Annotated in this window: 16 protein-coding genes and 1 pseudogene; 4 read left to right on the forward strand and 13 right to left on the reverse strand. The window is 45.2% G+C overall.

The features are described 5' to 3' along the window. Positions 1 to 27: 27 nt before the first annotated feature. Together MSED_RS07750 and MSED_RS07755 are read right to left on the reverse strand one after the other, a co-directional pair. Positions 28 to 1,257, reverse strand: coding sequence for an ABC transporter permease (locus MSED_RS07750; RefSeq protein ID WP_012021471.1), 1,230 nt, complete (start codon positions 1,255 to 1,257; stop codon positions 28 to 30). Between the two features lie 22 nt (positions 1,258 to 1,279). Beyond that, positions 1,280 to 3,880, reverse strand: coding sequence for a COG1361 S-layer family protein (locus tag MSED_RS07755; protein ID WP_012021472.1), 2,601 nt, complete (start codon positions 3,878 to 3,880; stop codon positions 1,280 to 1,282). Positions 3,881 to 4,146: 266 nt separating this feature from the next. Between MSED_RS07755 and MSED_RS07760 the strand changes: the two genes are divergently transcribed. The 3 genes from MSED_RS07760 to MSED_RS07770 all read left to right on the forward strand — a co-directional run bounded on the left by MSED_RS07760 (position 4,147) and on the right by MSED_RS07770 (position 6,581). Next, positions 4,147 to 4,821: an ABC transporter ATP-binding protein gene (locus MSED_RS07760; protein WP_012021473.1), complete on the forward strand. Its 675-nt coding sequence runs from the start codon at positions 4,147 to 4,149 to the stop codon at positions 4,819 to 4,821. Positions 4,822 to 4,995: 174 nt separating this feature from the next. Then, positions 4,996 to 5,799: a DMT family transporter gene (locus tag MSED_RS07765; protein ID WP_012021474.1), complete on the forward strand. Its 804-nt coding sequence runs from the start codon at positions 4,996 to 4,998 to the stop codon at positions 5,797 to 5,799. Positions 5,800 to 5,840: 41 nt separating this feature from the next. Beyond that, on the forward strand, positions 5,841 to 6,581 hold the full coding sequence (locus MSED_RS07770) for a tetratricopeptide repeat protein (RefSeq protein ID WP_012021475.1): 741 nt from the start codon (positions 5,841 to 5,843) through the stop codon (positions 6,579 to 6,581). Here the strand turns inward: MSED_RS07770 and MSED_RS07775 are convergent. The 5 genes and pseudogenes from MSED_RS07775 to MSED_RS12585 form a co-directional block, all read right to left on the reverse strand. Continuing rightward, positions 6,578 to 6,961 (reverse strand): hypothetical protein, encoded by a 384-nt coding sequence (locus MSED_RS07775; RefSeq protein WP_012021476.1) that lies wholly within the window; start codon positions 6,959 to 6,961, stop codon positions 6,578 to 6,580. The genes MSED_RS07770 and MSED_RS07775 overlap by 4 nt on opposite strands. A gap of 972 nt (positions 6,962 to 7,933) precedes the next feature. Further along, positions 7,934 to 8,320 carry a type II toxin-antitoxin system VapC family toxin gene (locus tag MSED_RS07780; RefSeq protein ID WP_012021477.1) on the reverse strand — a complete coding sequence of 129 codons (387 nt, stop codon included), beginning with the start codon at positions 8,318 to 8,320 and terminating at the stop codon, positions 7,934 to 7,936. Continuing rightward, positions 8,301 to 8,540, reverse strand: a complete 240-nt coding sequence (locus tag MSED_RS07785) for an AbrB/MazE/SpoVT family DNA-binding domain-containing protein (protein ID WP_012021478.1) — start codon at positions 8,538 to 8,540, stop codon at positions 8,301 to 8,303. Before MSED_RS07785 ends, MSED_RS07780 begins: the two co-directional genes overlap by 20 nt. Before the next feature lie 79 nt (positions 8,541 to 8,619). Continuing rightward, positions 8,620 to 8,970 carry a nucleotidyltransferase domain-containing protein gene (locus tag MSED_RS07790; RefSeq protein ID WP_048060110.1) on the reverse strand — a complete coding sequence of 117 codons (351 nt, stop codon included), beginning with the start codon at positions 8,968 to 8,970 and terminating at the stop codon, positions 8,620 to 8,622. Next, positions 8,912 to 9,133: pseudogene (locus MSED_RS12585) on the reverse strand (HEPN domain-containing protein); the annotation flags it as partial. The gene MSED_RS07790 and the pseudogene MSED_RS12585, both read right to left, overlap by 59 nt. Positions 9,134 to 10,229: 1,096 nt before the next feature. Between MSED_RS12585 and MSED_RS07805 the strand changes: the two are divergent. Next, positions 10,230 to 11,597, forward strand: coding sequence for an ammonium transporter (locus MSED_RS07805; RefSeq protein WP_012021481.1), 1,368 nt, complete (start codon positions 10,230 to 10,232; stop codon positions 11,595 to 11,597). 67 nt (positions 11,598 to 11,664) lie between these two features. Here the strand turns inward: MSED_RS07805 and MSED_RS07810 are convergent, their stop codons facing one another. The 6 genes from MSED_RS07810 to MSED_RS07835 form a co-directional block, all read right to left on the reverse strand. Further along, positions 11,665 to 12,582, reverse strand: a complete 918-nt coding sequence (locus MSED_RS07810) for a sodium:calcium antiporter (protein WP_012021482.1) — start codon at positions 12,580 to 12,582, stop codon at positions 11,665 to 11,667. A 149-nt stretch (positions 12,583 to 12,731) separates the two neighbouring features. Next, complete coding sequence (locus MSED_RS07815; RefSeq protein WP_012021483.1) at positions 12,732 to 13,064, reverse strand: YidH family protein; 333 nt, start codon at positions 13,062 to 13,064, stop codon at positions 12,732 to 12,734. Between the two features lie 29 nt (positions 13,065 to 13,093). Beyond that, positions 13,094 to 14,014 carry a CoB--CoM heterodisulfide reductase iron-sulfur subunit B family protein gene (locus MSED_RS07820; RefSeq protein WP_012021484.1) on the reverse strand — a complete coding sequence of 307 codons (921 nt, stop codon included), beginning with the start codon at positions 14,012 to 14,014 and terminating at the stop codon, positions 13,094 to 13,096. Further along, on the reverse strand, positions 14,011 to 14,703 hold the full coding sequence (locus MSED_RS07825; RefSeq protein ID WP_012021485.1) for a 4Fe-4S dicluster domain-containing protein: 693 nt from the start codon (positions 14,701 to 14,703) through the stop codon (positions 14,011 to 14,013). Before MSED_RS07825 ends, MSED_RS07820 begins: the two co-directional genes overlap by 4 nt. Beyond that, positions 14,690 to 15,376, reverse strand: coding sequence for a hypothetical protein (locus tag MSED_RS07830; protein WP_048060112.1), 687 nt, complete (start codon positions 15,374 to 15,376; stop codon positions 14,690 to 14,692). The genes MSED_RS07825 and MSED_RS07830 overlap by 14 nt, the downstream gene beginning before the upstream one ends. Positions 15,377 to 15,422: 46 nt before the next feature. Further along, positions 15,423 to 16,520 (reverse strand): CoB--CoM heterodisulfide reductase iron-sulfur subunit A family protein, encoded by a 1,098-nt coding sequence (locus MSED_RS07835; RefSeq protein WP_012021487.1) that lies wholly within the window; start codon positions 16,518 to 16,520, stop codon positions 15,423 to 15,425. Between the last annotated feature and the right edge of the window lie 3 nt (positions 16,521 to 16,523).

Here is a 16,523-nt window from a genome sequence, read left to right on the forward strand (position 1 = left end):
TGAATGGCCTTTAAAAAAGATCTAGCTCTACACTTCATATCTTAATGCCACAGCTGGTTCGATTCTGGACGCCCTATATGCAGGGATGATTCCTGCGAAGAGACTGAAAATGACTGTTATAAGTATCACTTCCGCAATGAATGTTGGTTCAAATACTGGAGTAATATGTGCGCTGATTCCGAGGCCACCGGACGCTGCAGCGCTTCCTCTTCCAGCCCCAGGTCCTCCAGAATTGGTAAGTGTGGTAAGAAGGTATCCCATCCCAACCCCTGCACCCACTCCAGCTGTGCCTCCAAGTAGGCCCATCAATATGGCCTCAGTCACGAATATCACCATTATACCTCTCCTGGTGAAGCCTATTGCCCTCAGAACTCCTATTTCCCTTGTTCGCTCCACCACTGTGGTAAACATAGTACTCAATATTCCCACGAAGGCCACAATGAAGGACGATGCGCCTGCTACGAAAAGAAGACCATTAACCGCAGATAGGGAGTTATTGATGAGAGTGATGAACTGCTCCACGGATGTAACACTTACTGATCTTCCGAGCTCGTTATGTATGGAATTTACAACATTGTTTACCTGTGACACACTACTTGCCTCCACTATTAAACCACTGTATTGATCCCCATAGTACTGTGAGCCCACTATATTCTGCACAACTAAGGCCTTATCTATATCCGCGAAGGCACTACTAAACTCGTTAAAACTACCAGTGACCAGGAACGTCTTGGTAATTTTCCCGTTTGGGGTATTCATCACCACGGTTATAGTTTGACCTACCTGATAAGTGGGCTGACCTGGATACTGTGGATGTGCAATGTAATAACCAACTACTGCTCCATATGAGGAGTAGGGTGAGGGATATTGACCTTGCTGCAAGGTTAGTCCAGGAAACACCTCAGAAGCTTGGCTAGTGCTAATAGAGAGAATTTCTGTAGCCATAGGACCACTAGGCGTTTCAATTGTACCAGAGATAAGATAAAACGGAACTACTGCCTTAACTCCTGGTATGTGTGATATCTCCTGTATGGTATAGGGGGTAATTGTGCTTGTACCCGGAGTCACAAAGATGTCGGTAGGAGATAGACTGGAGAAGAGCTGATGAGTTAGAACCGAGGAAAATCCTAGGGTTAGACCCGTTAATCCCACAACTATAGCTGGCCCAATAAGTATTCCTAAGATTGTTAAGCTCGTTCTTAGCTTCTTCGAGGTTAAGGCTTTAAAGGAAAAGTTCACAACATCTGAAAGTTTCATCTCGAAACCCTCCTTGCTATTCTCACTTTTTCCCCTTCCTAAGGACTAAGAGGATAGCCAGAACTATAACTATTACAAGGAGGATAGCTATCACGATTTCTGGTAGAAGGGAATTGCTACTTCTGAAGTGCCTGAAATTGGTGAACGTGGTATTAAAATGGGTCGCAGATGGTGAGAAGCTTAGAACGTAAGTCAAGTTATGGGTTTGATATATGGAGTCCTCGTAGGACACAACTATCTTAACTTGGTGAGGTTTCGCTGTAGAGGTATTTCCACCCGCGAAGGGTATAACTAACGTTGTCGAGAAGGGTGTAGGGCTATTGGGCGGTACGCTTCCTATGTAAGTGGAATTGCCATCCACATATACTGTAACGAAGTTAGCTGACGCTGTGCCGAAATTATTTAGAACTCCGGTAACTGTAAGCGTGCCGTTTGAGAACGATATTGTGGGTTGCTGTAGAACCAGATCCACTAGTCCGGTGGCTATCAACGAGAAGTTATAACTCTGCGTAATGACGCCACTTCCGGGTAAGAGATACTGTACCTCTACAGAAAGGGGCAGTGGTGTAGTTGAGGAAACAGTTGGTAACAGGTTCAAGGTTACGGTATAACTCTTACCTGGAGAGAGGGTCCCAATATCCACCGTGTTCTGGGATAGAGAAAATTCAGAGGATGGTCCAAACAACTTTAGTACGACATTATTAAGCGGAGTTTGAGCCGTGTCGATTAGCCTTACGGTAACATTATTGATCGTACCATAGTAAACCTCAGTTGGAGTAATGGAGACGTCCACTATATTTTGAGCTGGAAGCACGTTAATTGGAATCGTATAGGTTACGGTCTTGGTAACGCCCTCGTAATTATACACGAGGGTCAATGTAGCTGGATAGCTCCCTGCACCGACTCCCTGAGCGGAAATGGTGAAAACTACTGTTGCGTTAGAATTGGGACCCATGTTAAAAGTCTGATTTGAGAACCCCACAACGCTAAGACCTGTAAGCCTCAACTCTGCAGAAACTGAAGATACTGGTACGGGATCATAATTCACCAAGACAATGGGTAATTCAGCCTGAGTTCCCTGATAAACTGTGACGTTACTAACTAAGGCAAGAAGCTGGCTCTGCGGGTAAACATAAACGGGTATCTGGGATCTCACTTTATGAAAACCGTAGCTACTGAAGTAGCTTACCACGAAAGGTATCTCATGATACCCAGGTGTTACGTTCTGTGCTAAGGTTATGGTGAAGGGCACTTGGGCATAGTTTATGCCCTGTCCTGAGGCTGAGAGCGTGGGAACGACGTATGAGATATAGGTTGAACTCATTCCCGCTGGTGGAAGAATTGTTACATTAACGTCTGAAATGGGATAAGGAAGTGGATTGGTAAGCAGAAACGTTAGCGTAACCCCCGCAGTCCCAGGAGAAGCTAGCGTGGACCAGGTAGGATCAGATAGGGTAGGCATTGCGTTGTAATAGTTAACCTGTACGAAGGTGGTTACGGCGGTTTCTTGCTGTTGTCCGAAGATCTCATACGTGATTGTGAAGGTTATGGGATAAGCTCCTGGCGCTAGCGTTTGCGGGACTTCAAATGTGTAGTTGAAGTTGGCAGTTCCCTGAAATGTCGTGGGCGTGAAGTTAGAACTGAGAAGGGTTAAACTAGTCTGTGGAGTTACGGATTCTATGAATGCGTTGTATGACGAGTTGGCCCGTAAAGTAATAGAGACAAGCGAGGAGGGAGTAGCTGAGGTAGAGGTTACGTAGAAGGTTATTGGCGTTTTCGGATAGATAGTAAGGGTTAAGGGTATGTTAACCAGAGTTACGTTGGCGTTGCCTGAAGTTATATTGGAGTTAGTTGCGTAATACCTGTATCCGAGGTAGTTGGTAAATGTTACTGAATAGTTGAGAGAATAGGTACCAGGGATAGCATTTTGCGTAACGTTAACTAACTGAGTGGATTGAATGGTCTCCTGAGGAGGGATTGAGGGAATCGTAAATATAAGGAACTTCTTTCCCGTCTCGCTCATCAAACCTGAAGGGAGCGTCAGGTTAACCAGAACGTTGTCCACTATGTTGTTGGAGGGATTTGAGACCGAGATGGTTAAGGGCGAGGCTCCCTCTCCTGTAACCAAGGGTTGCGAAACCCCACTTGTTCCTCCCTGAATTCCCACAGGTATTGGAAAGTCGACAGCTGACACTGGAATCTGAATATTGAACGTTTTACTTTCAACGCAAACCTGGTCTGCTATGGGAACGCTATAGTCCACTGTGACCTTTGCAGAGTAATAACCGGGGGTTACTGAGCTAGGAATGGTTAAGTAGAAGATGGCGAGGTAATATCCGCTTCCTTGGATAACGCCTGCTTGATTCCCTCCCACTGTAATAAACGGAGATCCTGAAGGGAAGGAAATGGATGCGCTGAGTGGAGTCGCAGAACCAACTGCACCTATTTCCACATAGAATGGGAAGTCAGTATATCCTGGATAGGCGCTCGTGGGCGAACTGGGACTACCCCAACCATATCCCAAGACAGAAACTGTTGGAGAGGCAGGAGTAGCAGTAGCCAAAAGAAAAGAGAGCGGTGATAAGAATATCATTATAAGTAGTAAAACTATGAAATTTTTCATACTCGGTTATTCGATATGTCTTTTATAAGACTTTTCCATATAATGTTTAATATCGAATATCTTTATAAGCCCTGACTATCTAGCATGTGGTACATAAAAAACTTCAACATTAGCAAGTGAGTGTGGAGAGCTTAATAAACCTATAGATTAAGTTCAGGATTCCAGCTTAAGTAGCACACGAGAGCTATACGGTTTCATGGGAACATTTATACTAGCTAAGCAATCTCAGGAATATCTTTTTAAAGATAGAGCTAGACCCATGCTTTATGGAAGTTATAAAGCTTGAGAACGTGAGCAAAATTTATGGAACCAAGGTTAAGGTTACAGCACTCAAGGACATTAACCTTAGCATAGAAGAAGGTGAGTTTGTAGCAATAGTTGGGCCTTCTGGAAGTGGGAAAACTACCATGCTTACGATTATGGGCACCTTAGCTAGACCAACTACAGGTAAAGTCTATATTTATGGTCATGACACGACATCACTAAACGATGACGAACTTTCAAAGATAAGGAACACATACATTGGGTTTGTATTTCAGAATTATAACTTAATTGATAGGATGACTGCTCTGGAGAACGTTGAGTTGCCCCTGGTAGCCCGTAATTTACCGAAAAAAGAGAGGAGAGAGATAGCACTAGACATACTTTCCAAGCTAGGTCTAGGGGAACTGGCTTACAAGAAACCCACAGAACTTTCTGGTGGACAACAACAGAGAGTATCCATAGCTAGGGCCTTGGCGCAAAGCCCAAAGATAATTCTTGCCGACGAACCAACAGCGAACCTCGATAGTAAGAGCGGTGAGGCGGTGTTAAAGACCTTTCAGCAGGCAAATAGGGAGTTCAAGACCACTGTTGTTATCATCACACATGATCCAGACGTGGCTGCCATAGCAGGGAGAAAGGTACACATTAGAGATGGTCAAATAGAGAAGATAGAGTGAACACTAAAAACTAATCGGGTTAGAGGAGCCGTTTTCACGGACCTTGAGTACCTTTTTCAGATACAATTTCACATTTACAAGCACATGATGAAAACTGAAAGACCTTAAACTAACCTCTACGTGTGGGTCTAAAGGAAAACCGCTATTAACACGTGAATCTCCTTTACACTGAAGTTGAACAAGTACTACTTTATCCTTATCTTGGGCGGAATAACCTTCGGTACTGCTGCAATATTCATAAAACTTTCAGGAATGTCGCCGGGAATGATTGCCTTCACCAGATTCTTCATTGCCGGTCTCATATTATCAAGGGGGAGGCTACACCTTAGGAGGATCCTTTCGCAATGGAAGGTCGGCCTCCTCCTATCAGCTCACATGATACTTTTCATTTTTAGCGTCTATTACACTACAATCATCGATTCCACGGTCTTGGTTTCAACGTCTCCTCTTTTCTCGTTAGCCCTTGCTCCATTGGTTGGGATACCCACTACCAAGAAGGAAATCATAACGGGGGCTGTGGCATTCATGGGGGTTATTCTGATGAATTTCCCAGTAAATCAGGGTTATCTACTGGGAAATGTGATGGCAATAATCTCCGCCCTAACCATTGCTCTTTACACTATTCTACTATCTAAAACCAAGAACGAGGATCCGCTACTCCTAACCTCCTACATTTACCTTATGTCGAGCGTGTTCAGCTTTCCAATAGCCCTAGTTGAGGGACCAGGAAGGGTGGACCTGGTTTCAATTCTTTCACTTCTAGGGCTCATAGCCTTACCAACGCTTGTGGGACATACCTCAGTGATATACGCCTCAGGACACGTTAAACCTCAGCATATCGAGGTAATTGGACTTCTGGAGCCGGTCGTTGCGACACTTCTGGCATTGCCAATATTTAATCAAGTCCCCACTCCTCTTGAGATAGTGGGGGGAGGGATGATCGTACTCTCTGTCTCCATCCTGACTTGGAGGAGATAGCTAGTCCACGTTTATAAGAAAGCTGGACAAATTAATCTTCAATGGATATATCAAATCTGTTACAGTCGGGTAACCTGAATCTGGCCCTGTTAAAACTAAGAGAAATGGTAGAACAAAATCCCTCCAAGGAGAACTATCAACTCCTTGGTAGAGTCCTCCTCGAACTAGGAAGAGACGAGGAGGCAATTGATGCCTTCATTAAGGGAGAAGACTACGTTAGCGCTTCCAGATTGTTAGCGCTCAAGGATCCAGATACAACCCTGGACCTTCTAAGGGATAAGCAGAGTAAGGAAGCTAAGATAATTCGTGCCATGTTACTTCTCAGGAAGGAAAGATACGACGAGGCTCTTAGGGAGATAGAAAACGTAGAGGACAAGGATGCCCTTCTCCTAAAGGTGAAGGGAATTTCCGAGTACTTTACCGGAAGATTTTATGAGGCACTAAGGGACCTTAGTAGAGCCATCTCGTATTATCCCTTGGATGCGGATCTATTCTATTTCAGAGCCCTCACCAGGATATCGCTAGGGGATGAACAAAACGCTGAGAAGGATCTGGACATTGCCATAAACCTTAATCCCTATTACGCTGAGGCCTACTTAAACAAGGGAATCCTCACGGAGAAGAAGGGAGACATTCAAGGGGCCATCAAGCTCTATACCAAGAGCATAGACCTAAAGCCAAACTACAAGGAGGCCTACATTAGAAGATCCAAGGCCTATCACCAACTTGGGAGGGAGGAGGAGGCAAAATCCGATCTCGCGAAATCGGAGAAGCTAGACTAGCCCTGAACCTGTGCATAGGTATAAATAACCGGTTCCAGTTGAGAAGATGTGGTTATCGTCACCTTAACTAGTGTCGAGTTAAGGACTGACGTCCCTTGGCCTTGGAACTCCACGTGTAATGCGGTAGTGGAACCAGCCGGTAACACGAAAGTCGTCGTGTTCACTAGGTTACCCACACTTATACTTTCCACTCTTATTGTAGTAGTTCCCATGCTCTCAAGGGTCAGATTTAGTACAAGTACTCCGCCGTTTTCAGATAGAGTTGGGACTCCCTTAACATACACATAGCTCTGAGACCCATAGGACTTGAACAGTGTAAAGCCAAGAAGGGAAACTGTCAAAGTCAGTGTAACTGCTACCACAACTAAGATTAACACCACTATTGAATCTGAGAGACCGCGCTTAACTTTTTTTCATACAGAAAAATAGGTAATATTTTCTATATAAAATTTTCGATCATTCTTAGGCTTATCTTCATGTTCACGAACTCCGATGAGAAGTTTACTCTCTCGCGAACTAGATCCTCTAAGGACCTCTTGAGTGGTATGGCCAACTCCAATTCGTGTACGCCAAGTCACGAGCTCTGAATGAGAAAAGGAAATTACCTAGTGATAATTCCTTGTACTTACCAGGACGATGAGGAGTAATAGAGTGGCATTGTGCTTGACCTAAAATAATATCTCCTGGCAACTTGCGATGTGCCAAGTTAAGGCAAGGAGGGAGGTAAAACATTTACGTCTAGATAAGCATCAGGGCAGGTATAACAACACGGAGATACATTGACCTTCTACAAGTAATGATGTTGCACTGAGGAGGGGTAGTGATGATCTCGTTTCCAACATCACCATCACCCCTTGGTCATTTAACGTGGCGCCGTTTAGACATGATAAGAGGCCAAGAGAGTGAACCTGAATCGTGTTGAACTATCGTCCTCTCACTCTGCCCTTTTTATTAACATCTCTGCATCATGTCTTCCCTTGAAATTATCTGTTGCCGATCTAAAACACCTTTTTGCTCTTTACTCTATGCTAAGCCCGATATACCAATCAATGTACCGGTCAATCCACTTATCTCCTCCATCATCTCGTTCCATTAATAAATTGAGCTAGATATTAACAATAAAATGCTATCACTTTCTGGGGATAGCCCAAACAAACAATCTCTAGGGGTAATACTAATGAAGCGTAATATCCTGGTATAGCCTCTAGTTAACAGATTGATGAAATATGATGAATAAAAGTATTTTACAGACTAATATATTCTAATAGCAATATAAATCTACTTGATTTCAGATCATAACCAGTTGAGGTTAAATATGGAGAACTTGTATTCATCGGCCCTGAACCTACTCCCTAGGAAAGAGGTACAAAGTCTACCTTATAGTCTCCTGATACCCTTTCGGCTACCTCGTGATCTGACGTTACAATAATCCCACCCATCTTGTGGGCTGTGGCCACAAGGAAGGAATCCCCTAAGGACAGGTTGTACCTCACCCTTGCCTTATATGCTATTTCAGCCAACTCGCGATCCACGTTCACCGGTTTAACAAATGTTAAGAGATAATTTAACCTGACACCCGACGCCTTTATCCCGAATTTCCTTGAGTAGTGATAAGCGAACTCTGAGAGGTTAACTAGATTTATGACCTTCTCGTCTGAGCTAAGGAAGTACTTCCTGACCGATGGGGAACCTGAAAAGAACTGAAAAATGATGTTAGCGTCAAGAATGTACCTTTGCACGTTCCTCTTCCCTTTCCTTAATTTGCTCCTTAGCTAGCTCCTCCAAACCCAGTCCCTTGTCCATTCCAAAGAGCTCCTCAGGAGTTTTCTTGGGAAGGATATGCACGCCGAATTCGTCACTGTAGATCATAACCTCGTCACCTTCCCTTATGTTGTGGAGTTCCCTCATTTCCTTGGGAATCACCACTATCCCCTTCTTATGGACTTTCGTGAGTACCATATGAGAAGTTTAACTCGTAGGCTAATAAGGTTTAACTTAATTCACTGAGAGTTCCTTCTTAGAGCGTCAATAACGTAACTCATGTGAAAAGCGAGTAGTCATCGGCAATGATAACCTTGTCCTTAAGGGCCTCCCTCCATCCAATCTTGTTCCTCATTTTCGAAAATTCCTGAGGAGTGTATGGCTTCACCTCAAATCCTTCCCTCGCCTTGAACAGCTCATATCTATCTAGAAAACGTATCCCATCAAACCTTTCCGAGACCAGGAGAACGTCCACGTCGCTCCAGAGATTGAAATCTCCCCTAGCGTAACTACCATAAAGCACGACTGTAACCTTACCTAGATTTCTTCTCAGTTCTTCGGCAAATTCCCTAACCTGATTGAGAACTTCCTCCCTCTGTTTTCTCCTTTCCTCTAAGATCCTCTCCAGCCTCTCTCACCAGATTTATTATTTTGGATGCACAGTCAATAGCTTTTTGCTTATCCCCCTCACTGTAGGACTCCTGAGGAAGGGCTTCATCAGGGAGAGCATCAGGATACCTAGATGGAACGTAAACACGGGCTAGGAACTGAGCGCACTCAAGAATCGAAGTTGGAACTGGGAGTTCCGATCTTTTGAGAAGGGAAGGTAAGTCGTGCCCGAAGTACTGTTTGCCACTAAGATAAGGTAAGCCTTAACAGAAAGTTGCGCAGCCTACTCTGCCTTGAAGCACGCCCAGTTATAGTCGTTATCTTTCTCTGCACTCTTCAAGGTGCTAAGTGACGCCCTCATCCAACGCTCGTACTCGCTCCAATCTAACATGTTATTCAGGTAGCCTAACGCTCTTAAATCTCTTCATTGATCCCAGGACGTTTCCACTCCACTTAGTTAGCTCCTCTTTTAGTTCGTAAATAAAGAATGAACGTGTTTTTCTTCCATTCGTGTTTTTAACTCAACAATGGAGTTGCTCTCTGGATATAGCTCCTCTGAGCACTGTGAAGGGAGTAACACCCATTAACGTAATACTTTCAATTTTACATTTGAATCAGAATACCAAGGCTTCATGTGGAGATCACGATAAATCCAGGGCTTGCCTTGACCCCAGTAATATTTGGTATAGTTAACTCGAGATTAACTTGACAGTGGAAGGGGTTAAATAGCAGTGTGGTAAAGTGAGGGGGTAACCGGAAAGCACGTCGGTTAAGGAGATTTTTCGCGAGGGAGCTATTTCCTATGGACAACGTAAAAAGAGTGAGAGAAGAGAGATTTATTGATTTATACTCCAGCTGCGAACTACAACGATATAAAACTTGAATGCATCCGGATTTAACATATTTCACAGCACTCATCACGAGATAAACTCCCTCCATTTCTAGAGTGAAAAGTCTAGAGACCGTGCTGATCCGTTCCTGTTCAGCGACTAAAAGGAAATATTTTATCGATTCTAAAATAATGACATCAAAATCAGACAACTTAGAAACTCCCGGAACTACGTATCTAGGAAGTAGCCTAAATTTTAGCCTTGATTCAAACTGGTTTATTGAGTCTCCCGGAGATCCCTTCCCGTTGGTTGAATAAAAAGTGGTCAAATATAATGATAGATAACAGGGAAATAAGATGTCTATTTTTTAATTATCTATTCTTATGATTGATCGTTTTTAACGCAGAAAACCATCAAACTTATATGATAAATCTAGAGTTTAAGCTTTATGGCGTTGGGAAACCTAGCGACGTATCCCCCAGCGGCGGTACCCCAATGGTTGAGTTTGGGGTCTAACTCATGGATACTAACTGCTACAACTCTAGTCATGATACAATCGGTTCCAGCGTTAGCCCTGTTCTACGCTGGCATGACCAGAAGAAGATTTTCCATGAACACGGTGATGATGGTTCTGTACTCCTTTGCCTCCACTTTCCTTGTGTGGACCATTCTGGGTTACTCGCTCAGTTTCTACTCGTCCTCCATACACGTGGGCGGACTAAATTTCCTGGGGTTGCCTCTCCCAATCTGGAATTTGCCCATGTTTGGGGAAACGGTATACGGGCCTGCAGGGACTCAGCTCAACATTCCCTTCCTCACATTCGTTATGTTTCAGTTTGCCTTCGCTGCCATAACCCCTGGACTTATGGTAGGGGCGATTGTGGAGAGAACTAACTTCAAGGCGTGGATGCTGTTCTCTCCCATCTGGATTATCCTGGTGTATGCGCCCGTTGCCTACTGGCTTTTTGCCGGTGGTTGGTTAAATCAGCTGGGAGCAGTGGACTACTCTGGCGGGTACGTGATCCACATGACAGCAGGTTACTCTGCTTTAGCCTTAGCCATGGCAATAGGGCAAAGGCTACCGCACGAAAGAAAGATCGAAGCTCACAACCTTCTCTTGACTGCCCTAGGTTTCGGACTTGACTGGATGGGGTGGAACGGGTTTAACGGTGGAGACGCCGGAGGGGCTACCATAGATGCGGCCATAGCAGTGTTCAACACCAACTTAGCTGCAGCTGCCGCAGCGATAACCTGGATGGCAATAGATATGAAGGTGTTTGGGAAATCATCCTTCACCGGTCTAGCCAATGGGGCCTTCGCAGGTTTAGTGGCAATAACTCCCATGGCAGGAATGGTCAATCCCAGCGAGGCATTGGTAACTGGGGTAGTCACGGCACCAGTGGTCTGGTTGGGCCTGTACAAGTTACTGCCTAGGCTCAGGGTAGATGATGCGTTAGGTGTGTTTCCTGTTCACGGTATTGGTGGGACTGTAGGAGGTTTGCTAACTGGTCTCATGATAGATCCTGCGGTATCTCAGTACTTCCTTCCTGGATACAGGGGTGCCCTATTTGGAGACTGGCATCAGTTTCTGGTTCAGGCATTGGCGGTTGTGGTGGTTGGGATTTACTCCTTCATGGTGAGCTTTGGCCTAGCTAAATTGGTAGGAAGGATAACTCAGTTGAGGTTGAGCAGAGACGAGATATTGCAAGGAGATTACGCTGTTCATGGAGAGACTGCCTATCCCGAGCTCGTGAAAGAAAAAGTGCAGATGAGGAAAGTCGAGAAAACCAACCAGAAGATCACAGAAGAGAAATGATCTCCAACAATCTAATTTTCATCACCGGTATCCAGGCTTTCTGTTACTGGCGAATTACTAGAAAAGGCTAAATCGAGGAAAATTGAAAGATGAAAGCTACGTACAACATTGCAAAATATATAACCGACAACAATAACCCCTCGGTGAAGGTCAATTTCCCGTCCTTCACTATTGCTATTCCGATCAGGTTTGAGATCAGGGCTAACAGTAGAAACGGTCCCCTCACGTTAACAAAATCTAATCCAACTAGTCCCAGGAGAAGAGTAGCGTTCTGTATTTTGCTACCAAAGTAACTTACCACGGCTGTGGAACCGCCAGCAGGATACTTTAGAGCCAACCTTATGGAGGAAATTCCCTCTTCCAGCTCAGCCACTATTGGGGTGAGTGCGAGGGATATCCAGGCTTGAGAGATCCCGCTGTAGAGAGCAAGCTCTGAGATAATGTTAACGAAATAGGGTGAGAGTACCACCACAATGGATCCTCCAACTATTACCTGAATCATGCTCTTGATGTTGATCTTTCCCCTTGATCCCTTCCTTATCCTTGAAATGACATAGTAGGCATAAATGGAAAAAAGTGCCACTGAAATCAGGGGATTTAGGTTACCCAGTAGTAGGGGTATAACCAAGACAGCGGAGGTAATGCCCATGATCGTGAGTTCGTGTCCATAATCGCCCTTCATGGTTAATGGCCTACCCCACTTCCATTGATAGAGCATGGCAACCAGGCCAACGCCTAACGTAAATAGAACTACGTTACCGCCAACGGCTGATCCAAGGGCCACTTCACCCTTATTTTCCAATACCGCCGTTATGACAATCAGGGTTTCAGGAAGCGCCGTAAGGGTTCCCAGTACCACTCCACCTGCAAGGCCTTGACCCATTACTTCTTCTAGTTCCTCCACACCCTTTGCTAGGAGTTCAGCTGATAGGGACATTAGAGCTAGAACTATTACGAGGTCTACTATCAAAGTGGATAGTAACATTACCCCAAATTGAAATCGTGTATGTAATAAGCCATTGCAGAGGAGTGGTTGAGTGCACTACCACTGCGGATGTTAATCTACATCCTGTCTACATGGTAAATGTACTGATCAGTACACCAGTGCACCACAAAATAGTAAGTCCAAGAAGTCTATATCACAAGAAGTGCTAGGCTTACTGCGACTATGAGTACCACTGCCGCGAAGACTGAGTTGAGAACGTGCCTCGATCTGTACGTGTTGTTTTCCAAGTCCCTTTCCGTGAGATGATATATTAGTAGTCCATACACTATTACTGCCGCTCCGAGAACAATCATTACTTCTCCGAACAACACCGACTGCCCCACTCCCTTTACGCCTTTCAGAATCTGGAGGAAGAGAGCGAATTTGGCTATCACAAACCCGAATCCTATAAGAGCAATTCCCGTTCTTACCCAGGCCAAAAACGTTCTCTCGTTTGCCATATGATCCGATGGAGAAACCATGAGAAAAAGTATGAGGGAAAGAAAAAAGCTTAGAGATATCTCTTAAGGACAGACATGGGGTTCGAGAGATTAGCAGTTAGTAAGGCCTCGTCTGGGCTATGGCCGAAGGCGAAGGCTAACAACTGGGTGAAGTAAACCAGTGGCATTCTCAAGTCCTCACCGTACTTCTCAGCTATTTTGTTCATGTTGGTCTCTATGGCCACGTGTCCCAACGGGCAATCGGTTATTAGGAGTTCTGCGCCATTCCTCTTAGCATCCTTCAGTATTCTGGCCTCGAGATGCAGTGAAGTGGTAACGTCGGAGTAAACGTGGGGTCCTCCGCAACACATTGTCTTGGACTCGAATGGAACTACCTCAGCGCCGAGAGCCCTAAGCAACTCATCCATGAAGACTGGTCTCTCCGGATCATCCTTCATCTTCATATATCCAGTGAGAGTGTAGGCCTTTGGCCTCGAATATAGACAGCCGTAGTATGGAGCTACCTTGAGTCCTTGCAATGGTCTCTTAACTCTAGCCTTCACACCTTCTGGTCCCACGGTGTTGTAAATGAACTCCACTGCGTGGATCATGAGCAATTGCATGTCGTACTGCTTCTCACCCATCTTCTCTAGATAGGAGTTGACCTTCTCCCTGAGCTTAGGATACCTGGTCATGAAATACTGGGTCCTTGATAGGGAGTAGTGACATCCTGGGCAGGCTGACATGACAGCGTTGGCTCCCATCTGCCTTGCTAGGGATAGATTTCTGGCAGGAAGTAATAGTCCTGCCATGGTATTTACGTTCTTAACCTCTAGAGCTCCACAGCAGTTGTAGTCCTCAATCTTCTCATAGTTAATTCCAAGATCCCTCGCTACCAGCTGTAGTGATACGTCGTAAGACTTTCCTAACCCGTCAAGGGCACAGCCTGGATACAGTGCTACTTTACCGTAAGGGTTAGCTATCTCGGTCATTCTGGGGTCACCTCCTCCTTCATGGCCTCCTCAAGGACAGGCTTTATCCTGTCCCACTCCTTAACCCTACTGGGCTTCATGAGGTCCTTTATTAACCCTGATTTAAGCAGTGGTCCCATCATGGTGAGCAAATCCCTTAGGCTCATGGTAACAAACCCAGCCTTGGCTGAGGCCCCTCCTAGCAGAAGTTCGCTTATCCTCCCTCCGTTCTTCATTACTGTATCCAAGAAGAGTTCATCGAAAATGGTGCCTGGATCTGTCTTCACGAGTCCATGCTTCAGCAAGTAGTTGTGAATACTGTGTACAACTTCCTCCACTAACACTCCCTTGGGGCATCTATGGGTGCATTTCTGACAAGACACACATCTCCAGATACTGTCCTGTAACTCTATTAATGACTGCTTATCTCCCTTCCTGGCTAAGTCGATAAATCTTCTAGGGCTGTAGTTTGGATCGTACTCCCTCATGGTACAACCGGAGGTACAGGTTCCACATTGCCAGCAGAGGCTTATTGTGGCGCCCTCAACTGTGTTGGCAATCTCGTCCCACACAGACTGATCGTAGCCAGTCTGGGTTCTCTCTATCATGAAGGCATTCCATGTGCCGTCTAACTCTACTCCATCTACTATTACCTTATCTTTTTGAATTAAACCCTTTATAATGGGTTTTTCTAAATTAGGTATGGGCAAGTTTTATCACCTTTATATATGGTTTTAGGCCCATAACCAGGGCCGTGGTTGTGAGGTGTGTGGGGATTAACCCCGCAGCCTTTTTGTCGACTGCGAGGTGTGTGGTATAGTCTAAATACCTCACATACGCGTATACAAGAAAAATAGAAGTTGGATAATAGTTGCCTGTGGACAGACCGAAAACCTCAAGGACCTTCTTGAGCTCGTTTACCGAGGAGAGGAACTCCTCCGTGGACTTGAGCGTTAGGTTTTCCTTTAGGACATAGTTAATGGAACCAGTGTTCCTCTTCGGATTCCAGATCCATCTAGTCCATAGGGGATACTCCTCAGGATATAGGTAGTGAATTATCTCCCTGGCCATATCCTCAATATCCTCTTGGTCAGAGGCCTTCACAGCAGAGACAAACTTCTGCACTCTCTCCTGGTAAGAGACGTTATCATCTCTAAGGGTCTCTAAAGCCTTGGAGAACGCAGTTACACCGGTGTTTCTTAACACGTCATCATAATGCTTCCTAGCGTAGAAGACAGAATCGAAAACCTGCTTCATTTCCTCCTCAGTATCAACCTTTACGGTCCTGAGGAATTCGGTCTTTAATTTCATTGCCTCAAGTATGAGATTGAGGGACTTCTTAGCGTCCCCTGAGGCAGTGTTATTTACATCTACATTCAACATTGCATTGTAAATTTCACGAACGAAATCGACGCTCAAAAAAACTGTGCTAATGATGGGCCACCTCGACCCTCTTCTTCGCGAAGTCCGACTCGTCCCATACGCCCTTTGTTACGTACTCATAGGCCTTCATGGCAGCTGCATATCCCTCAGTAATGGAGTCTGAGATGGTCTTGGGACCTGTTATGGCACCTGCCAGGAATATTCCCTTCCTGGTGGACTGTACTGGTAACCTGTCTGGGTCGATGGGCTTCACGAACCCGTGCTCCTCTAGCTCAAGGCCTAGGGCCTTAGCTACCTGCTTTGAGCCTAGCCCTAGCTCCATACCGTTTGCCAGGATCACCATGTCATATGGAACCACGAGAGCCCTATTCAGGTTCATTGTGTCCTCACCCTTGATTATCACTGTGTCATTTGGTCCCCTCATGAACTCAGATATCCTGCCTCTTATGTAACCAACCCTGTACTCCAGCTGAGACTTCCAGTACAACTTGTCTTCCATGAGACCATACGTCCTGATATCCATGTAGTAAATGTGAACCACCGCATCTGGTACTCTCTCCTTTATCTCCATGGCCTGCTTCGTGGACACTGCACAGCAGACCCTAGAGCAGTAGGTGTTGCCTACAGTAGCGTCCCTAGATCCTACGCACAGAAGAATAGCTACCCTCTTGGGTGGCACACCCTTAGTTGTCACGAGCTTGTTCTCAGACAGCATTCTCTCAATATCGGAGATCTGGTAGATGTTGGGAATTATACCGTAACCATACTCGTACTTTCTCCTGGAATCGAAGTGCTCGAAACCAGAGGCTGCAATTATTGCGTTTACTTTCTCATTAGTTATTTTTCCCGATTTATCTTTAATGGAGACGGTAAAGCCTTTTCCCTCATCCTTAACTCCCTCAACTATGCTCTCCATGTAAGTTTTTACTCCACTGGACTCAACGCCCTTTATCAGGGGGTCTAATACCTCTGAGGCTGGCCTAAGTTCTGGGAAAAGTAAACTGTACTTTAGCTTCTTGGGAGTCCCTCCCAGATATGATTCCCTTTCAACTAAGACAACATCTACGCCAAGGTTTCTAAGCTCCTTAGTTGCCGAGAGACCGGCTGGGCCTGACCCTATTACAAGAACCCTTTCTCCTGCCAAATT

The organism is Metallosphaera sedula DSM 5348 (genome assembly GCF_000016605.1).
Taxonomy (GTDB): Archaea; Thermoproteota; Thermoprotei_A; order Sulfolobales; family Sulfolobaceae; genus Metallosphaera; species Metallosphaera sedula.

Excerpts from the sequence above, each read along its gene's own strand:
- MSED_RS07750 (WP_012021471.1), bottom strand. The coding sequence starts at position 1,257 with ATGAAACTTTCAGATGTTGTGAACTTTTCCTTTAAAGCCTTAACCTCG.
- MSED_RS07755 (WP_012021472.1), bottom strand. The coding sequence starts at position 3,880 with ATGAAAAATTTCATAGTTTTACTACTTATAATGATATTCTTATCACCG.
- MSED_RS07760 (WP_012021473.1), top strand. The coding sequence starts at position 4,147 with ATGGAAGTTATAAAGCTTGAGAACGTGAGCAAAATTTATGGAACCAAG.
- MSED_RS07770 (WP_012021475.1), top strand. The coding sequence starts at position 5,841 with ATGGATATATCAAATCTGTTACAGTCGGGTAACCTGAATCTGGCCCTG.
- MSED_RS07785 (WP_012021478.1), bottom strand. The coding sequence starts at position 8,540 with ATGGTACTCACGAAAGTCCATAAGAAGGGGATAGTGGTGATTCCCAAG.
- MSED_RS07805 (WP_012021481.1), top strand. The coding sequence starts at position 10,230 with ATGGCGTTGGGAAACCTAGCGACGTATCCCCCAGCGGCGGTACCCCAA.
- MSED_RS07810 (WP_012021482.1), bottom strand. The coding sequence starts at position 12,582 with ATGTTACTATCCACTTTGATAGTAGACCTCGTAATAGTTCTAGCTCTA.
- MSED_RS07815 (WP_012021483.1), bottom strand. The coding sequence starts at position 13,064 with ATGGTTTCTCCATCGGATCATATGGCAAACGAGAGAACGTTTTTGGCC.
- MSED_RS07820 (WP_012021484.1), bottom strand. The coding sequence starts at position 14,014 with ATGACCGAGATAGCTAACCCTTACGGTAAAGTAGCACTGTATCCAGGC.
- MSED_RS07830 (WP_048060112.1), bottom strand. The coding sequence starts at position 15,376 with ATGTTGAATGTAGATGTAAATAACACTGCCTCAGGGGACGCTAAGAAG.